This window comes from Halomonas denitrificans (assembly GCF_003056305.1).
In the GTDB taxonomy this organism is placed as follows: Bacteria; Pseudomonadota; Gammaproteobacteria; order Pseudomonadales; family Halomonadaceae; genus Halomonas; species Halomonas denitrificans.
In genome coordinates, this window is the sequence record NZ_PYVX01000001.1 from 1149830 (window position 1) to 1167792 (window position 17963).

Here is a 17963-nt window from a genome sequence, read left to right on the forward strand (position 1 = left end):
CCTACCGGGCGGCGGCCGCCGCGTCAGGCGCCCCGCCCGCTCAGCTGATCAGCCCCTGCAGCAGCAGGTAGCCCGGCACCCAGGCGGTCACCAGCCCCTGGGTCAGGGAGGTGCGCGCCATCAGCGGCTGCAGGTGCGGCCGGTGGCAGAGCATCAGGTAGAAGCCGAACCAGAGCGACGCCCAGGCCAGCCAGTTGACGCCCGACCAGACGCCCCACAGGCCCTCGGCCACGGCGAGCTGCAGAAGCCCGGTGGGCAGCGCGGTGAGCGCCACGAAGAGGCAGAAGTAGCCCAGGCCGTGGCCGGAGCTGCCGTTGCGGCGGTTGATCGCCACCCACAGATAGGTGAAGGCGAACAGCAGGGTCATGGCGGCGGTGCGCACGCTGGCCGCATCGGCGCCGGGACCGAAGGCCGCGTAGGCGGCCACGGCGAGGCTCACCCCGCCGACGAAGAAGTTGATCACCTGGATCTCGCGATCCTCGATACGCCCCATCATCCACAGGCCGTTGAGCACCAGCACCGCGCCCACGTAGAGCAGGCTCAGTCCCTCATGCATCGTCGTCTCGCTCCCTCGATAGCGGCATTCGACCCCGTGCCGTGTGCCCCGGGCGCTCTTATAGACCGGCCCGGTCGGCAAGGCAATAGCTATGGAATTATTTTTCATTTTCACGCCTGAGTGCGATCGGCGAGGGGCGGGCCTTGACCTGGCGGCCTTTCGCCATGATATCTAAGGAACCGATTGAATAGATGGAATCGCCCATAGCCGAAAGAGGAGAGGCGCAGATGAAAGTGAAGACCAGCCCGGAATGCCCCAAGTGCGGCCACCGCATGAAGCGATTCCCGCCCGGCCGCAAGGACGAGTACCACGTTCACTGCGCCGAGTGTAACTACGACTTCGGCCGCTTCGATCATTTCCAGGCGCAGTTCCGCCACGCCATCGAGGAGCTCGAGGAGCAGCTCCAGCGCCGCGACACCGCCGACGACGACCGCGCCTGACCGCCCTCGCCCGCCGGCCGGCGCGAACCGTCGCGCCCAGGCGCCAGGTGAGCCACGCCCAAACGCCGACGCCCGGGACCAGGTCCCGGGCGTCGGCGTTTTCAGCGGCGTGAGTGGCGCGCGGCCAACTCGCTCAGCCGAGCCAGGTGCGGGCGTTGCGGAACAGGCGCATCCAGGCGCCGTCCTTCGTCCACTCGGCCGGGCGCCAGGAGTTGGTCACCGCCCGCACGACCCGCTCCGGGTGCGGCATCATGATGGTCACGCGGCCGTCCGGCGTGGTCAGGCCGGTGATGCCGGAGGGCGAGCCGTTGGGGTTGGCCGGATAGCGGGTGGTCACCTGGCCGTGGTTGTCCAGGAAGCGCAGGGCGACCTGGCCGCTGCCCTGGAGGCTGCGCAGGTGGGCGCTGTCGCGGAACTCGGCCCGGCCCTCGCCGTGGGCCACGGCGATCGGCAGTCGTGAGCCCTGCATGCCGGCGAGCAGGATCGACGGGCTCTCCTCCACCTGCACCATGGAGACCCGCGCCTCGAACTGCTCGGACTCGTTGCGCACGAAACGCGGCCAGGCCTCGGCGCCCGGGATCAGCTCCTTGAGCTGGGCGAGCATCTGGCAGCCGTTGCACACGCCCAGCGAGAAGCTGTCGTCGCGCTCGAAGAAGGCCGAGAACTGCTCGCGGGCGCGGGGGTTGAAGAGGATCGACTTGGCCCAGCCGCCGCCGGCGCCCAGCACGTCGCCGTAGGAGAAGCCGCCGCAGGCCACCAGGCCCTTGAAGGCCTCGAGGCTCACCCGCCCCGCGAGGATGTCGCTCATGTGCACGTCGACGGCCTCGAAGCCGGCCTTGTCGAAGGCCCAGGCCATCTCCAGCTGGCCGTTGACGCCCTGCTCGCGCAGCACCGCCACGGCCGGGCGGGCCTTGTTGATGTAGGGCGCGGCGATGTCCTCGTCGACGTCGAAGGTCGGCTGGGCCGAGAGACCCGGATCGCGGCCGTCGAGCAGGCCATCGAACTCGTTCTTGGCGCATTCGGCGTTGTCGCGCAGTGCCTGCAGGCGGTAGCTGGTCTCGGCCCAGGTGCGCTCGGCCAGCAGCCGGGTGGTCTCCAGCAGCGGCTCCTCGAACAGCGTCACCCGCACCTGGTCGTCGTAGCGCGGCCGGGCGATGACGCCGCAGGTCTCGATGCCCGCCGCGGCGAACTGTGCCAGCACCGCCTCGGTGTCGCGGCGGTTGACCTGGATGACCGCGCCGAGCTCCTCGGCGAACAGCGCGTTGAGGGCGTCGACGGGCTCGTCGATCATCCAGTCGAGCTTGATCTCGAGGCCGGTGTGGGCGGCGAAGGCCATCTCCAGCAGGGTCACCAGCAGGCCGCCGTCGCTGCGGTCGTGGTAGGCCAGCAGCTTGCCCTCGGCGTTGAGCCCCTGGATCACCGTGAAGAAGGCGCGCAGGTCCTCGGGGTCGTCGAGGTCCGGGCACTCGTCGCCCACCTGGCCGTAGACCTGGGCCAGCGCCGAGCCGCCCAGGCGGTTCTTGCCGGCGCCCAGGTCGATCAGCAGCAGGTCGGACTCGTCCTGCTCCAGGTTGACCTGGGGCGTCAGGGTGCGCATGGCGTCGGTGACCGGGGCGAAGCCGGTGATCGACAGCGACAGCGGCGAGGTGACGCTCTTCTCTTCGGCCTCGCCCCGGGCGTTCTCCTCCTGCCAGGCGGTGCGCATGGACATGGAGTCCTTGCCGACCGGGATGGCGATGCCGAGCGCCGGGCAGAGCTCCATGCCCACGGCGTGCACGGCGTCATAGAGCGCCTGGTTCTCGCCGGGGTGGTCGGCGGCGCTCATCCAGTTGGCCGAGAGCTTGATGTCCTCGAGCTTGGCGATCGGCGCGGCGGCCAGGTTGGTGATCGCCTCGGCGACCGACAGGCGCGCGCTGGCGGCAGGGTCGATCAGCGCCACCGGCGGACGCTCGCCCATGGCCATCGCCTCGCCGGCGTGGGTGTCGAAGCTCGCCGTGGTCACGGCGACGTCCGCCACCGGCACCTGCCAGGGGCCGACCATCTGGTCGCGGGCCACTTGCCCGGTGATCGAGCGGTCGCCGATGGTGATCAAAAAGCTCTTGGAGGCCACGGCGGGCAGGCGCAGCACCCGGTCCATCGCCTCGCGCAGGTCGAGGTTGTCGAGCATCACCCCGGAGAGGGTGTTGGTCTGGCGGCTGAACTCGCGCTGCATCTTCGGCGGCTTGCCGAACAGCACGCTCATCGGCAGGTCGACCGGCTGGCTCTCGAAGTGGCCGTCGGTCACCGACAGGTGGTGGGCCTCGGTGGCCTCGCCGACCACGGCGTAGGGGCAGCGCTCGCGTTCGCAGAGCGCCTCGAAGGTGTCGAGGTCCTGCGGGGCCACGGCGAGCACGTAGCGCTCCTGGGCCTCGTTGCACCAGATCTCCAGCGGGCTCATGCCCGGCTCGGCGTTGGGCACGGCGCGCAGGTCGAAGAGCCCGCCGCGCTCGCCATCCTTGACCAGCTCGGGCAGGGCGTTGGAGAGCCCGCCGGCGCCGACGTCGTGGATGAAGCGGATCGGGTTCGCCTCGCCCAGCGCCCAGCAGCGGTCGATGACCTCCTGGGCCCGGCGCTCCATCTCGGGGTTGCCGCGCTGCACCGAGGCGAAGTCCAGGTCGGCGCTGGAGGCGCCGGAGGCCATGGAGGAGGCGGCGCCACCGCCCAGGCCGATCAGCATCGCCGGGCCGCCCATCACGATCAGCTTGCCGCCGACCGGGATCTCGCCCTTCTGGACGTGGCCGTCGCGGATGTTGCCGTAGCCGCCGGCCAGCATGATCGGCTTGTGGTAGCCGCGCCGCTCGATGCCGTCACGGCCCAGGGCGTCCTGCTCGTAGGTGCGGAAGACGCCGGCGAGGTTCGGGCGACCGAACTCGTTGTTGAAGGCGGCGCCGCCGATCGGCCCCTCGAGCATGATCTCGAGCGCCGACTGGATGCGCTCGGGCTTGCCGTAGTCGAAGGCCTCCCAGGGCTGCACGAACTCGGGGATGCGCAGGTTGGAGACGGTGAAGCCGGTCAGGCCCGCCTTGGGCTTGCCGCCGATGCCGGTGGCGCCCTCGTCGCGGATCTCGCCGCCGGCGCCGGTGGCCGCGCCCGGATGCGGCGCGATGGCCGTGGGGTGGTTGTGGGTCTCCACCTTCATCAGGATCTGGATCGGCTCGTGGGTGGCACCGTAGACGGCGCGCTCCTCGCCCCGGCCGGTCAGCGGCGCGGGATAGAAGCGCGGCGCCTCCGAGCCCCGGATCACCGCCGCGTTGTCGCTGTAGGCGGAGAGGATGTCGCCGGGCGAGCGCTCGTGGGTGTTCTTGATCATCTTGAACAGCGAGCGCTCCTGGGGCTCGCCGTCGACCAGCCAGTCGGCGTTGAAGATCTTGTGGCGGCAGTGCTCGGAGTTGGCCTGGGCGAACATCATCAGCTCGACGTCCGCGGGGTTGCGGCCCAGCTCGCGGAACGCCTCGCAGAGGTAGTCGATCTCGTCCTCGGCCAGCGCCAGCCCCAGCTCGACGTTGGCGACCTCGAGGGCCTCGCGGCCGCCTTCGAGGATGTCCACGCTGCCCAGCGGCGCCGGTTCGTGATGGGCGAAGAGTTGGGCGGCGTCGGAGGGGTCGGCCAGCACGGTCTCGGTCATGCGGTCGTGCAGGGCGGCCCGGAGGCTCTCGAAGGCGGTCTCGGCGAGGGTCCCGGCCACCTTGACCCGATAGGCGACGCCGCGCTCGATGCGCCGCACCCGGCCAAGCCCGCAGTTGTGGGCGATGTCGGTGGCCTTGGAGGACCAGGGCGACTGGGTGCCGATGCGCGGCACCACGAGGAACAGCTGGCCTTCGCCTTGGGCCGCCTCCTCGCGCGCGGGACCGTAGTCGAGCAGCTGCTCCAGCAGGCGCCGCTCGCCCTCGTCCAGGTCGCCGTCATGGTCGACGAAGTGAACGTAGTCGGCCTGCAGGGACTCGACCTCGGGAACGGATGCGCGCAGGGCGTCCAACAGCTTGGCATGACGGAAAGCAGATAGGGCGGGCGCGCCTCGCAGTTCGAGCATATCCTGGAGCCTCTGATACAGGGGGGAATTCGGGGCCGCGGCCGGCGGCAACGAGCGCACATGATACTGGAAAGCGCCGGGCGCGAGAAATCGCCAGAGGTGACAGCCATCGATCCGCTGGTTATGGTTGACGGTCTCATCGCCGCACACCGCTCCTATGCCCGCATTCGCGACCGCCCCTTCCCGGCGCCACTGGCGCGGGACCGCCCTGCTGTGCAGCGCCCTGCTGCTGGCGCTGCTGCCCCACCGGGGCGGCCCACCGGAGGCGTCGCACCTCGAGGAGGTACTCGCCCGGGACTTCCTCAGCGTGCATACCCGCAACACCCCCACCACCTACTACGAGGGGCGCGAGGGGCCCACCGGGTTCGAGTACGAGCTGGTGCGCCGCTTCGCCGACCACCTGGGGGTCAGCCTGACCCTGGACGCCGACCACTACATTCCCGGCGTGCTCGAGGCGGTGCGCGAGGAGGGCGACCTGGGTGCGGCCGCCCTGCCCCTGGACCCGACCCTCGAGGGCGTGCTGTTCAGCCGGCCGATCATGCCGCTGCAGCCGCTGCTGGTCTATCGTCGCGGCCTGCACCCGCCGGAGGCGATCGAGGACCTGGAGGGGCTGGAGATCGGTACCCTGCGCGGCGCCGGCACCGACCGTGTACTGCGCGAGCTGCAGGCGGAGCATCCGTGGCTCAGCTGGAAGGAGTCCGCCGAGCTGGAGGTGGCCGAGCTGCTCGGCCAGGTGGCCGGCGGCACCCTGGACGCCGCGGTGATCTTCGAGCACCAGTTTCGCCTCAACCGGCTGTTCTTCCCCGAGGTCGAGGACGGCTTCACGCTCGGCAAGCCGCTCTCCCTGGCCTGGGCCTTCCCCGCCGGCCGGGGGCTCGGGCTGGTCAGCGAGGCCAATCGCTTTCTCGATCAGCTACGCCAGAGTGAGGAGCTCGACGCCCTGGTCGCCCGCTACTTCGGCCACGACGACTACCTCGAGTACGTCGGCGCGCGCACCTTCATCGCCCACGCCCGCGAGCGCCTGCCGCGCTTTGGCGACCTGTTCCGCGAGGCCGCCCGCAACACCGGCTTCGACTGGAAGCTGCTGGCCGCGCTGGGCTATCAGGAGTCCCACTGGGAGCCCCGGGCCACCTCCCCCACCGGGGTGCGCGGCCTGATGATGCTGACCAACGCCACCGCCGGGGACCTCGGCGTCGACAACCGCCTCGACCCGGCCCAGAGCATCCACGGCGGCGCCCGCTACCTGCGCCAGATCGAGGAGCGGCTGCCGGCCTCGATCGAGGGCGACGACCGCCTGTTCATGGCCATGGCCTCCTACAACGTCGGCCTCGGCCACCTCTACGACGCCCGCCGGATCACCGAGATGCGCGGCGGCGACCCCGATCGCTGGCGCGACGTGCGCGACTCGCTGCCGCTGCTGCAGGAGCGCGAGTGGCACAGCAAGACGCGCTACGGCTACGCCCGGGGCGGCGAGCCGGTGATCTACGTGCGCAACATCCGCCGCTACTACGAGATCCTGGCCTACCTCGACCGCAGCCAGGAGCAGTTCCACGAGCTCAACGCCCGGCTGCCGGACCGGACCGACCTCGAGCTCTTCGAGCAGGTGCCCCCGGTCCTCTAGCCGTCGTCGCGCTCGCCATCGTGCTCCGCCCTTCCTCGACGGGCGGCGAAGAACGCCTTGAGCAGCCGCGACGCTCGGGTGGCCAGCAGGCCGCCCTCCACCGTCACCCGGTGGTGGTACCAGGGCTGGGCGAAGAGGTTGGCCTTCGACTCGACCATGCCGCTGCGCGGCTCGGCCGCGCCGTAGACCACCCGGGCCAGGCGGGCATGGATGATCGCCCCGGTGCACATCAGGCAGGGCTCGAGGGTCACGTAGAGGGTGCAGCCGTCCAGCCGGTAGTTGCCGAGCCGTTCGCCGGCGGCGCGCAGCGCCTGGATCTCGGCGTGGGCGCTGGGATCGTGGCCGCCCACCGGGGCATTGAAGCCGGCGCCGACGATCTCGCCCGCGGCATCCACCACCACCGCCCCCACCGGCACTTCGCCGGCGTCCAGGCCCCGCCGGGCCTGGTCCAGCGCCCGATGCATGTAGAACTCGTCGCTGCGCACTGTGCGGAACTCCCGTAGACTGGATGGCATTAAGACGATCGTATGATACCGGTGGCGTCCCTGCACGCCACCGCCCGGAGGAACGATGACACCCGATGCCCTGAACGCCCTGGTGGACCTGCTCGGTCTCGAGACCCTGGAGGAGAATCTGTTTCGCGGCCGCAGCCAGGACCTCGGGCTGCCGCAGCTGTTCGGCGGCCAGGTGCTGGGCCAGGCCCTCTCGGCCGCCAGCCAGACCGTCGAGCCGAGCCGGCGAGTCCACTCCCAGCACGGCTACTTCCTGCGTCCGGGAGACCCGCACCGCCCGGTGGTCTACCAGGTGGATGCGGTGCGCGACGGCGGCAGCTTCACCACGCGCCGGATCACCGCCATCCAGAAGGGGCGGCCGATCTTCTTCTGCAGCGCCTCCTTCCACGGTACGGAGGAGAGCATCGCGCACCAGACGACGGCGCCCGCGGTGCCCGCGCCCGAGACCCTGCAACAAGAGGGTGACGCCCGCCTCGAGCGCTTCCCCGGCCATCCCATCGAGTTTCTGCGCATCGACGAGAGCGCCGAGCCCGGCCAGGCCGCCCGCAAGCGCCTATGGTTCCGCCTGGTGGGCGAGCTGCCCGACGACCAGGCGCTGCAGCGCAGCCTGCTCGCCTACAGCTCCGACTTCAACCTGCTGACCACCTCGCTGGTGCCCCACGGCATCGCGTTTCGCGACCCGCGGCTGCAGATCGCCAGCCTCGACCACGCCCTCTGGTTCCACCGCGACGTGCGGGTCGACGACTGGCTGCTCTACGACATGGACAGCCCCTGGGCCGGCGGCGCCCGCGGCTTCGCCCGCGGCAGCCTCTACGACCGCCAGGGCCGGCTGGTCGCCTCCAGCGCCCAGGAGGGGCTGACCCGGCTGCGCACCTGACTTGGCAGCGCGCCCGGCCCGGCGCTATCCTGCCTCTGCGCCGCAATAGCTCAGCTGGTAGAGCAACGCACTCGTAATGCGTAGGTCGGAGGTTCGAGTCCTCTTTGCGGCACCAGAAAGATCACGAAAAAACGGCCACTACCCCTCGGGGCGGTGGCCGTTTTTCATGGACGCCCGAGGTCCCGACAGGGAGCCCGCTTAGCCGGTGATCACCCGTTGCTGAAGTAATCGACCCGGCCATCGCAGGTGCTGACGTAATCGGGCAGGTCGTCGCGGCGGTCGTACCAGTGCATCGTCTTGCAGCGGGAGCCATATCCCCCGCTGGTATCCACGTCGTCCGGCGTGCCGAGAATGTCGATCACGTCCTTCTCTTCCATGCCGATCAGGATGGTCCCGCGGCTGCGGGCCTTGACCAGCTCGTTACGGCTGATGCCCATGCCCCGGGCGCGTTCGGCCACCGAGCTCGGGCCCGACGAGGGTCGCGTGGATGCGGTGCCTCGAGGGTCGCCACCGGCCCGGGAGCGGTCGGTGTCGGGCAGCGGGGAGAACGAACGCGGCTCGGGCGCCTCGTAATGGGAGACGCCGCCGCCCTGGAAGGCCTCGCCTCCCGGGCAGCGGTCGCGGTAGGAACCGTCCGGGCACTTCATGATCTGCGCCTGCCCCATCAGCGGCAGGAGCAGCAACGCCATCGCCATGTATCGCATGCGCTCCTCCTTGGCAGACCCACAGGGTAGCAGCCTGCCAGGGGAACCCGGCGCCGGATGGGCGTTCGCTGACGCCAGGCGTCGGCGATCTCGTCGGTTGCCGCGCCGTCGTCATGCCCGCGGGATGACGACGGCGGGTCGTGCCTCAGTACTCGCCCAGCAGCTGCTCCAGGCGGAAGACGGCCGCTGAGAGCTCACCGAAGCTCATCGCCGGCTGCGCCGGGGCCTCGGCCGAGGGCCAGGCCTGCAGCACCTCGTCGTAGGCGCTCAGCAGGGTCTGGTAGCCCTCGGCGTCCTGGCCTTCGCCGAACACCTCGCCCTGGCGCTCGAGCAGCTGGCGTCCCACCTGCATCATGCCGCGCCCGTCCTGATACTCGACGACGTTGGAGAACTCGCCCTCCTCGACGGCCTCGGCATACTCGTACAGCGAGGCGGTGATCAGGGCGCGATGCACCCGGCTGACGAAGGCCGGGTCCTCGAGCAGCGCTGCCTCGGTGGTGGCCATGGCCTCCTCGAGGGTGGTCTCGACCTCGGCGTAGCGCGATTCGAGCGCCTCCCAGCCCAGCCCCTCGCGGGCGCCCTGCTCGAGGGTCTCGAGCGAGGCGTGGACGGCCTCGTCGACGCCCCGGGACGCCAGGGCTGACTCCACGGACGGGTACTGCTCGTCCAGAGGATGAGCGAAGTGCACCACGGCGGCGTCCTTCTCACCCTGGCGGTAGAGCTCGCGGGCGACCTCGAGATGTCCCTGCATCATGGCCAGGCGGGTGTAGGTGACGCCGGGGTTGTCGGCGGGTGCTGCGGCGTTCTCGCCGCCTTCACCGCCCTCGCCGCCTTCGCCACCTTCGCCACCTTCACCGCCCTGGGCAGCCTCCCAGCCGGAGAAGACCGCCAGCGGATCGGGGCCCAGGCCACCGCCTTCTCCGCCTTCTCCGCCTTCTCCGCCTTCTCCGCCTTCTCCGCCTTCTCCGCCTTCTCCGCCTTCATGATGACGGCCCTGCTCGCCGCCTTCACCACCCTCGTGGTGCTGGCTCTGCTCGCCGCCTTCGCCACCCTCGTGGTGACGGCCCTGCTCGCCGCCTTCGCCACCCTCGTGGTGCTGGCTCTGCTCGGCGGCGTTCATCTCGCCCTCGTGGGCCTCGACGCTGTCGGCCCAGCCGGCGCTCGCTGTGCCCAGCAGGACACTCGTTCCGACGCCGATCCAGAGCTTGGTGCGGGTAGTGGCCATGATGCGCGCTTCCTCTCGTTGCATGGGTCTCGTGACATGAAGTTGGGCGGCAGACACCGCGACGAAACGATAGTACCGCTCGACTACGGAACGCAAATCCTTTTCATTAAGATATACTGGGGCTACCCCCACCCCCATGGAGTCGATCGTGATCCTCTGCATCGCCCAGATCATTCCCGAGGAACTGCTTCAGCGCATCCAGTCCACCCTGGCCGACACGCCCTTCCAGGACGGGCGCGAGACCGCCGGCTGGCATGCCCGCACGGTCAAGCACAACCGCCAGGCCGAGGGTAGCCATCCCGCCGTCAGCGCGCTGCGCGAGGAGGTGGCCGGCCACCTCCAGCGCCATGCGCTGTTCCAGATGGCGGTGCGTCCGCGCCGCATGAAGCCGCTGATGTTCAGCCGCTACGAGACGGGCATGAGCTACGGCAACCACGTCGACGACGCGATCATGGGCAGTCCCGCCGGCGCCATGCGCACCGACATCTCCTTCACCCTCTTCCTCGGCGACCCGGCCAGCTACGACGGCGGTGAGCTGCTGATCGAGACCACCGGCGGCGAGCAGACCTTCAAGCTGCCGGCCGGCTCGCTGGTACTCTACCCCTCCTCGACCCTGCACCGGGTCGAGCCGGTCACCCGGGGCGAGCGCCTGGCGGCGGTCGGCTGGGCGCAGAGCCTGGTCCGCGACCCCCAGCAGCGGGAGGTGCTCTTCGACCTGGACTCCACCCGCCGGCGCCTCTTCGAGGAGAGCGGCAAGACCGCGACCTTCGACACCCTCTCGAAGAGCCTCGCCAACCTGCTGCGGATGTGGGCCGACACCTGAGGCGGGTGTGGGCCGACATCTGAGGCGGATGTGGGCCGACACTTGAGGCGTCGCCCCGCCGGCGGGCGCCTCAGCCGGTGCGCACGCGCATCAGCTCGTCCCAGCGGGTGGTGTAGCGCGGCGTGCGCCGCTCGCAGCGCAGCGCCCAGGCGGTGCCCGTGCGCGGCAGGCCGAAGCGCACGGTGTCGCGGCCCATCTCGCGGTTGAGCCGGTCCACCGCCGCCATCAGCCGCTGGCTGCGCCCGCGCTCGGCCTCGCGACGCGGCGCCAGCAGCGAGAGCTGGTGGCGCTCGGCCTCCACCAGGTCGAGCAGCATCACCCCGCACTTCTGGTAGCGCACGCCCTCGAGAAAGATCGCCGCGAGCCCCCGGGCGGCGGCGGCAAGCAGCTCCCGGCTGTCGTCACTGGGGGCCGGCAGCGGCACCACCGCGCTGTTGCGGTACTGGCGCTCGCCGACCTGGTGGGGGTTGGTGCGCAGGAAGACCATCACCGCCCGGGCCTGGCTGCCCTGTCCGCGCAGCTTCTCGGCGCCCCGGGCGGCGTGCTGGCGCACCGCCTCCTGCAAGTCGGCGAAGGCCCCAGTCAGCCGGCCGAAGGAGCGCGAGACCATGATACGCTGGCGCGGCGCCTCGAGGTCGTCGAGCACGATGGCCGGGCGTCCGCGCAGCTCCCAGACGATGCGCTCCAGCACCACCGAGAAGCGGCGGCGGACCTGCTTGGGATCGGCCTCGCGCAGCTGCCAGGCGGTATGGATCTCCATCAGCGCCAGCCGCTCGGCGGTGCGCCGCGCCACGCCCCACAGCTCGGTCACCGGCAGCCCCTCGAGCAGCGCGCGGGTGGCGGGCCCGTCGGCGTCCAGCCGGCAGACGCCCTCGAAGGCCGCCTGTTTCTTGGCCGCGTGGTTGGCCACCTTGGCCAGCACCCGGGTCGGCGCCAGCCCCACGCAGACCGGGATGCCGGTATCGCGGCGCACCGTCTCGCGCAGCCGCTGGGCGTGGGCCTCCAGGCCCTCCGTCGCGAAGCCCGAGAAGCCAATGAAGCTCTCGTCGATGGAGTAGGCCTCCACGTCCGGCGAGAACTCCTCGAGAATCCGGTTGACCCGCCGGCTCATGTCGCCGTAGAGCGCGTAGTTGCTGGAGAGCAGCACCGCCTGGCGGCGGATCGCCGGCGGCAGCAGGTGCAGGGGCGCGCCCATGGCCACCCCCAGCGCCTTGAGCTCGTTGGAGCGCGCCACCACGCAGCCGTCGTTGTTGGAGAGCACGCCCACCGGTCGCCCCTCCAGGCGCGGCGCGAAGGCCCGCTCGCAGCTGACGTAGAAGTTGTTGCAGTCGACCAGGGCGATCAAGGCTCGCCCCCCGGCAGGGCGTGGAGCACGTGGGTGACCACGCCCCACACCTGGCATTCGCGCCCGGCCAGGGGGATCGGCGCGAAGCGCGGGTTGCTGGCCACGAGGAAGGTGCGCTCTCCGCGGCGCTCGAGGCGCTTCACGGTGGGCTCGCCGTCCACGGCGATCACCACCACCCGCCCGGGCAGCGGCTCCAGGCTGCGGTCCACCACCAGCAGGTCACCGTCGTGGATGCCGTCGCCGAGCATGGAGTCGCCCTCGGCGCGCACGAAGTAGGTGGCGGCCGGGCGGCGCACCACGTGGGCGTGAAGGTCGATCTCCACGTCGAGGTGGTCGTCGGCCGGGCTCGGGAAGCCGGCCCGCACCCGACACCCCATCAGCGGCTGGGTCGCCGCCCCCGGCAGCGCCGCCGCGCGACCGATCGGCCGCACGGCAGGAGACGTCGTCGAGCTCATGGGCACCTCCACTAATACTGTATTCATGTACAGTATTCGCCACTCCCCTCCCGCTGGCAAGTCCCGCCGCCCGCCGGGCGGCGTGCTAGGGTGAAGGCAGATCACGACACCCTCACCAGGACGCCGGCCATGCCCCATCCCCTGCTCTCCCGCCAGCCCTTCGCCGAGAAGGGCAAGGTGGTCTCCGCCCGCGAGGCCGTGAACCTGATCCGCGACGGCGATGCCGTCGCCACCGGCGGCTTCGTCGGCATCGGTTTCGCCGAGGCGCTCGCCGTGGCCCTGGAGGAGCGCTTCCTGGAGAGCGGCGAGCCCCGCGACCTGACCCTGATGTACGCCGCCGGCCAGGGCGACGGCCAGACCCGCGGGCTCAACCACCTGGGCCACGAGGGACTGGTGGCGAAGGTGATCGGCGGCCACTGGGGGCTGGTGCCGGCCCTGCAGCGCCTCGCCCTCGAGGGGCGCATCCAGGCCTGGAACCTGCCCCAGGGGGTGATCTCGCACCTCTTCCGCGACATCGCCGCCGGCAAGCCCGGCACCCTCACCCGGGTGGGGCTCGGCACCTTCGTCGACCCGCGCCTGGGCGGCGGCCGGATCAACGACGTCACCGTCGAGGAGCGCGTCTCGCTGCTGCCCATCGACGGCGAGGAGTACCTCTTCTACCGTGCCCTGCCGCTGCAGGTGGCGCTGCTGCGCGGCACCACCGCCGACACCCTGGGCAACGTCAGCATGGAGCGCGAGGCCCTGACCCTGGAGGCGCTGGCCATCGCCACGGCGGTGCGCAACTCCGGGGGCGTGGTGATCGTGCAGGTGGAGCGCCTCGCCGAGTCCGGCACCCTGCGCCCCAAGGACGTGAAGATCCCCGGCGTGCTGGTCGACTGCGTGGTGGTCTGCGAGGACCCGGAACACCACCGACAGACCTTCGCCACCGCCTACAACCCGGCCTTCTCCGGCGAGATCAGGGCGCCCCAGGCGACCCCCGAGCCGCTGCCGCTCTCGGTGCGCAAGATCATCGCCCGGCGCGCGGCCTTCGAGCTCCGGCCCAACAGCGTGGTCAACCTGGGGATCGGCATGCCCGAGGGGGTCGGCGCGGTGGCAAGCGAAGAGCGCCTGCTCGCGCACCTGACCCTGACCGCCGAGCCCGGAGTGATCGGCGGCCTGCCGGCCGGCGGGCTCGACTTCGGCGCGGCGCTGAACACCCAGGCGATCATCGACCAGCCGGCCCAGTTCGACTTCTACGACGGCGGCGGGCTCGACATCGCCTTCCTCGGCATGGCCCAGGTCGACGCCAGCGGCAACGTCAACGTCTCCCGCTTCGGCTCGCGGCTGGCCGGCGCCGGCGGCTTCATCAACATCAGCCAGAACGCCCGCCGGGTGGTATTCATGGGCACCTTCGTCGCCACCAGGGAGACGCTCACCGTCGTCGACGGGGCGCTGAGGCTGCCCGCGGGGGGCCAGAGCAAGTTCGTCACCGAGGTGGAGCAGCGCACCTTCAGCGGGGCGCTGGCCGCCGCGGACGGCAAGCCGGTCTGCTACGTCACCGAGCGGGCCGTGTTCGAGCTCACCCCGGAAGGGCTCGCCCTCACCGAGATCGCCCCCGGCGTCGACCTGGAGCGCGACGTGCTGGCGCTGATGGACTTCACCCCGCTGATGCCCGAGCCGCCCCGCCGGATGGACGCGCGCATCTTCCACGAGGAACCCATGGGGCTCGCCGAGGCGCTGCTGGAGCGGCCGCTGGCCGAGCGCTTCAGCCTCGACGAGGACGAGGACGTGCTCTTCATCAACTTCGAGCACCTGCGCGTCGCCTCCCCGGCGGACATCGACGCCATCGAGCGGGAGGTCGAGCGCCGCCTCGCGCCCTTGGGCCGCCGGGTCCAGGCGATCGTCAACTACGACCACTGCCGCATCGACGACGCCCTGCTCGCCCCCTACACCGAGATGGTGCGCGGCCTCGAGGCGCGCTTCTACACCCGGGTGACCCGCTACACCACCAGCGGCTTCATGCGCCGCAAGCTCGGCCACGCCCTGGAGGAGCGCGCCGTGTCGCCGCACATCTACGAGAGCGCCGAGGAGGCCCGCCAGCACCTGAAGGAGTGACAGGGCCACCCGTCGCCTCGCGGGGCGCGGCTCAGGTGGCCGGGCACGTCGCCGCGAGCTCCTCGACCGGCACCGGCCGGCCGAAGAGGTAGCCCTGGAAGGCCTCGCAGCCGTGGGCCATCAGCCAGGCCCGCTGGGCCTCGGTCTCGACCCCCTCGGCGAGCACCTCCAGCTGCAGGCTCTGGGAGAGCGCGATGGTACTGGCGACGATCGCCGCACTGGCCTCGTCCTTGAGCAGGTCGCGCACGAAGGACTGGTCGATCTTGAGCTGGTCCAGCGGCAGGCGCTTGAGGTAGGAGAGCGAGGAGTAGCCGGTGCCGAAGTCGTCCAGGGCGAAGGTCACCCCGTGCGCCTTGAGGCGCCGCATGGTCTCGCGGGACTCGTCGCGGTCCTGGACGAACAGGCTCTCGGTGACCTCGAGCTTGAGGCGCGACGGCCGGGCCCCGGTACGCGCCAGGACGGCCAGGGTCCGGTCGGCGAACCCCGGCTCGCGAAACTGCGCGGGGCTGACGTTGACCGAGAGCGTCAGGTCGGCCATGGCCGGCTCATTGGCCCAGGCTGCCAGCTGCCGACAGGCGGACTCCAGCACCCAGCCGCCGATGGGCACGATCAGCCGGTTCTCCTCGGCCAGGGGGATGAACTCGCCGGGCGGGACCATGCCGCGTGCGGGGTGCACCCAGCGCAGCAGCGCCTCGGCGCCGACCATCCGGCCGTCGGCGCCCACCTGGGGCTGGTAGTGGAGCAGGAACTCGCCCCGGGCCAGCGCCTGGCGCAGGTCGGCCTCGAGCCGCGCGCGCCGCTGCAGCTGGGCCTGCATGACGGGGTCGAAGAAGCGCAGGGTATCGCGGCCCGCCTCCTTGGCCTTGTAGAGCGCCATGTCGGCCTGCTGGAGGACCTGTTGCAGGGTCGTCTCACGGTCGCGATAGAGGGTGATGCCGAGGCTCGCGGTCACCGCCAGCTCCCCGCCCGCCAGGCGCATCGGCGCCTGCAGCGCGCCGAGCAGCTTGTAGGCGACCCGCTCGGCCACCACCGCCACCTGCGCCTGGTCGCGCCCGAGGTCGTGCAGCAGCACGGCGAACTCGTCGCCCCCCAGCCGTGCCAGGGTGTCGGTCTCGCGCAGCACCCGATCCAGCCGCCGGGCGACCTGCTGCAGCAGCTCGTCACCGACCTGGTGCCCGCGGGTATCGTTGACCCGCTGGAAGTTGTCCAGGTCGAGGTAGAGCAGCGCCCCGAACTGGCCACTGCGGTAGCTGTCCTTCAGCGCCCCGGCCAGGCGATCCAGCACCAGCCGGCGGTTGGGCAGCCCGGTCAGGGGATCGAAGAAGGCGAGCTGGTGGATCTCCTCCTCGGCCGCCTTGCGCCGGGTGATGTCGTTGAAGGTGGCCACGTAGTGGGTCAGCTCGCCGGCGTCGTCGCGCACCGCGCTGATGGTCAGCCACTCGGGGAAGACCTCGCCGTTCTTGCGGCGGTTCCAGATCTCGCCCTGCCAGCTGCCATGTCGCTGCACGCTCTCCCAGAGCGCCCGATAGAAGGCGTCGTCGTGGCGCCCGGAGCTGAGCAGGCTCGGGTCGCGCCCCAGCACCTCCGCCTCGGAGTAGCCGGTGATGCGGGTAAAGGTCTCATTGACCCGCAGGATCGCGCCTCGCTCATCGGTGACCAGCATCCCCAGGTGCGTCTCGAAGGCCATGGCGGCGATGCGCAGCTGGGCCTCGGTGGCGCGCGTCTCGGTGACCTCGCGCACCACGGCCAGCACGCCGCCGAAGGCGCCGCCCTCGTCGAGCGGGCTCAGGATCGCGTGGAAGTCCCGCGGCACGCCGGCCAGGGTGACGCGATAGTCGAACTCCACCGGCTCGCCGCTGGCCCGCAACTCCTCCAGGGCGCGATCGAGCTGGCGCGCCACGTCCGCCGAGAGCACCTCGCGGTAGTGGCGATGCAACAGCGCCTCGGCGTCGCCGACCAGCTGGTCGCGGTCCACGGCATGCACGTAGACGAAGCGCCCCTCGGCATCGAAGACGAAGATCATGTCCTGGATCGAGCCGACCAGGGCCCGCAGCCGCGCCTCGCGCTCCAGCACCGAACGCCGCGCCTCCTCGCGCTCCTCGAGCCGGCAGCGCAGCTCGCTCTCCAGGCGGCGCAGGCCGAGGTAGTGGCGCAGCAGCCCCCCGCCCAGCAGGGCCACCACCAGGAAGACGCCGCCCAGCAGCCAGAGCCGCTGCCACCAGTTCGCCAGCAGCACCTCGAGCTCCTCGCCGACTACCACCAGCAGCGGCAGGCCGGACACGCGCTGCTGGGCATAGAGCCGCTCGCGGCCGTCCAGGGGCGAGACGATGCGCTGGATCCTGGCGGCCTCGCCGCTCGCCAGGAAGGCCTCGGTCAGCGGCTCGTGGACCCGCACGCCGAGCCGGTCCATGGCGCCGCCGCCGTCGAAGGCCGGCCGGCGGGCGATCAGCTGCATCTCGGTGTCGAGCAGGGCGATGCTCTCCCCCGGGGTCATGCCCAGTCGCGCCAGCGCGGCGCCGAAGATCGTCGGATCGAGGCGCAGCACGGCCAGGCCCTGGAAGCGGCCGTCCGGCCCGCGCAGGCGGCGCACGTGCACGAGGTGATAGGTCTCGCCGAACGGCGACCAGTAGAGCGCCGTCACCAGGGCGTCGAGGCGAGGATCGCGGCGCATGGCAAGGTAGAAGGCGCGCCCGCTGAGGTCGTGGCCGGGGGGCCAGTAGGAGGCCGAGGAGGCCACGACGCGCCCCGCGGCGTCGACCAGGCCCAGCTCGTCGATGAAGGCGAAGCGATCCCGCCGCTCGGCCAGCAGGGCCTCGAGATCGGCAGGCGCCAGCGCCTGCTCCTTGGCCAGGCGGCGCTCGAGCAGCTGCGACAGGTCGCCGAGGGCCTGCTCGCCCACCGCGAAGGTGGTGCTCACCCACTCGGCCACGAGGTCGGCTCGCGCCTCGAGGCGCACCCGGGCGCCCTCGAGCTCGCGCTGGCGATGATCGACGAGCACCCAAGCCAGGAAGGCGGCCAGCGCCAACAGCGCCAGCAGGTAGATGCCGACGGCGTTCCGCCGGGGCCAGCCGCGGCGCGTGTCGTCCGTGCGAGAAGCGTCCTTCATGCCGCCCGATATCCTTGTCCGATCGCCAGAGGGGCTCATTCAGTGTACTGGATTGTCCGCGGCTGTCGTCCCTCGCGCCGCTCGGGCCCGCCGACGTTGAAGCGACGGCACCAAGCGGCCACCCTGAAGGCAGCCG

At 71.2% G+C, this 17963-nt stretch carries 13 protein-coding genes and 1 tRNA gene; 6 read left to right on the plus strand and 8 right to left on the minus strand.

From position 1 onward, the window contains the following. Nucleotides 1–40 precede the first annotated feature (40 nt). Nucleotides 41–556, minus strand: coding sequence for an AmiS/UreI family transporter (locus tag C9F13_RS05195; protein ID WP_108445119.1), 516 nt, complete (start codon nucleotides 554–556; stop codon nucleotides 41–43). Between the two features lie 227 nt (nucleotides 557–783). On the opposite strand from C9F13_RS05195, the gene C9F13_RS05200 reads away from it, so the two are divergent. Next, nucleotides 784–996, plus strand: a complete 213-nt coding sequence (locus C9F13_RS05200; protein WP_108445120.1) for a hypothetical protein — start codon at nucleotides 784–786, stop codon at nucleotides 994–996. Nucleotides 997–1129: 133 nt separating this feature from the next. Here the strand turns inward: C9F13_RS05200 and purL are convergent, their stop codons facing one another. Next, nucleotides 1130–5065, minus strand: a complete 3936-nt coding sequence (gene purL, locus C9F13_RS05205; RefSeq protein WP_108445121.1) for a phosphoribosylformylglycinamidine synthase — start codon at nucleotides 5063–5065, stop codon at nucleotides 1130–1132. A 157-nt stretch (nucleotides 5066–5222) separates the two neighbouring features. Between purL and mltF the strand changes: the two genes are divergently transcribed. Next, on the plus strand, nucleotides 5223–6686 hold the full coding sequence (mltF, locus tag C9F13_RS05210; protein ID WP_108445122.1) for a membrane-bound lytic murein transglycosylase MltF: 1464 nt from the start codon (nucleotides 5223–5225) through the stop codon (nucleotides 6684–6686). Here mltF and tadA read toward each other — a convergent pair. Next, nucleotides 6683–7171, minus strand: coding sequence for a tRNA adenosine(34) deaminase TadA (gene tadA, locus C9F13_RS05215; RefSeq protein ID WP_108445123.1), 489 nt, complete (start codon nucleotides 7169–7171; stop codon nucleotides 6683–6685). The two genes, mltF and tadA, sit on opposite strands and share 4 nt — an antisense overlap. Before the next feature lie 85 nt (nucleotides 7172–7256). Between tadA and C9F13_RS05220 the strand changes: the two genes are divergently transcribed. Next, nucleotides 7257–8075, plus strand: coding sequence for an acyl-CoA thioesterase (locus tag C9F13_RS05220; protein WP_108445124.1), 819 nt, complete (start codon nucleotides 7257–7259; stop codon nucleotides 8073–8075). Between the two features lie 39 nt (nucleotides 8076–8114). Further along, a tRNA-Thr gene (locus C9F13_RS05225) sits at nucleotides 8115–8190 on the plus strand. Nucleotides 8191–8284: 94 nt separating this feature from the next. On the opposite strand, the gene C9F13_RS05230 is transcribed toward C9F13_RS05225, so the two are convergent. Continuing rightward, the gene (locus tag C9F13_RS05230; protein ID WP_108445125.1) at nucleotides 8285–8779 is read right to left on the minus strand and encodes a hypothetical protein; all 495 of its coding nucleotides are present in this window, start codon (nucleotides 8777–8779) and stop codon (nucleotides 8285–8287) included. 145 nt (nucleotides 8780–8924) lie between these two features. Continuing rightward, nucleotides 8925–10028 (minus strand): hypothetical protein, encoded by a 1104-nt coding sequence (locus tag C9F13_RS17455; protein WP_157955167.1) that lies wholly within the window; start codon nucleotides 10026–10028, stop codon nucleotides 8925–8927. A 124-nt stretch (nucleotides 10029–10152) separates the two neighbouring features. On the opposite strand from C9F13_RS17455, the gene C9F13_RS05240 reads away from it, so the two are divergent. Next, a complete protein-coding gene (locus C9F13_RS05240) occupies nucleotides 10153–10827 on the plus strand; it encodes a Fe2+-dependent dioxygenase (RefSeq protein ID WP_108445356.1) in 675 nt (224 codons plus the stop codon). Between the two features lie 70 nt (nucleotides 10828–10897). Here C9F13_RS05240 and C9F13_RS05245 read toward each other — a convergent pair whose 3' ends face one another. Continuing rightward, nucleotides 10898–12172, minus strand: coding sequence for a Y-family DNA polymerase (locus tag C9F13_RS05245; RefSeq protein WP_108445126.1), 1275 nt, complete (start codon nucleotides 12170–12172; stop codon nucleotides 10898–10900). After that, a complete protein-coding gene (locus tag C9F13_RS05250) occupies nucleotides 12169–12627 on the minus strand; it encodes a translesion error-prone DNA polymerase V autoproteolytic subunit (RefSeq protein ID WP_108445127.1) in 459 nt (152 codons plus the stop codon). Before C9F13_RS05250 ends, C9F13_RS05245 begins: the two co-directional genes overlap by 4 nt. 129 nt (nucleotides 12628–12756) lie before the next feature. On the opposite strand from C9F13_RS05250, the gene C9F13_RS05255 reads away from it, so the two are divergent. Continuing rightward, entirely contained in the window at nucleotides 12757–14721 is a 1965-nt protein-coding gene (locus C9F13_RS05255) for an acyl CoA:acetate/3-ketoacid CoA transferase (RefSeq protein ID WP_108445128.1), read from the plus strand. Between the two features lie 31 nt (nucleotides 14722–14752). Here the strand turns inward: C9F13_RS05255 and C9F13_RS05260 are convergent, their stop codons facing one another. Next, on the minus strand, nucleotides 14753–17827 hold the full coding sequence (locus C9F13_RS05260; protein ID WP_108445129.1) for a bifunctional diguanylate cyclase/phosphodiesterase: 3075 nt from the start codon (nucleotides 17825–17827) through the stop codon (nucleotides 14753–14755). Between the last annotated feature and the right edge of the window lie 136 nt (nucleotides 17828–17963).

What these genes read in the sequence shown, in the direction of transcription:
- C9F13_RS05195 (WP_108445119.1), bottom strand. Translation starts at nt 556, where the DNA reads ATGCATGAGGGACTGAGCCTGCTCTACGTGGGCGCGGTGCTGGTGCTC.
- C9F13_RS05200 (WP_108445120.1), top strand. Translation starts at nt 784, where the DNA reads ATGAAAGTGAAGACCAGCCCGGAATGCCCCAAGTGCGGCCACCGCATG.
- purL (WP_108445121.1), bottom strand. Translation starts at nt 5,065, where the DNA reads ATGCTCGAACTGCGAGGCGCGCCCGCCCTATCTGCTTTCCGTCATGCC.
- mltF (WP_108445122.1), top strand. Translation starts at nt 5,223, where the DNA reads ATGCCCGCATTCGCGACCGCCCCTTCCCGGCGCCACTGGCGCGGGACC.
- C9F13_RS05220 (WP_108445124.1), top strand. Translation starts at nt 7,257, where the DNA reads ATGACACCCGATGCCCTGAACGCCCTGGTGGACCTGCTCGGTCTCGAG.
- C9F13_RS05230 (WP_108445125.1), bottom strand. Translation starts at nt 8,779, where the DNA reads ATGCGATACATGGCGATGGCGTTGCTGCTCCTGCCGCTGATGGGGCAG.
- C9F13_RS17455 (WP_157955167.1), bottom strand. Translation starts at nt 10,028, where the DNA reads ATGCAACGAGAGGAAGCGCGCATCATGGCCACTACCCGCACCAAGCTC.
- C9F13_RS05250 (WP_108445127.1), bottom strand. Translation starts at nt 12,627, where the DNA reads ATGAGCTCGACGACGTCTCCTGCCGTGCGGCCGATCGGTCGCGCGGCG.
- C9F13_RS05255 (WP_108445128.1), top strand. Translation starts at nt 12,757, where the DNA reads ATGCCCCATCCCCTGCTCTCCCGCCAGCCCTTCGCCGAGAAGGGCAAG.
- C9F13_RS05260 (WP_108445129.1), bottom strand. Translation starts at nt 17,827, where the DNA reads ATGAAGGACGCTTCTCGCACGGACGACACGCGCCGCGGCTGGCCCCGG.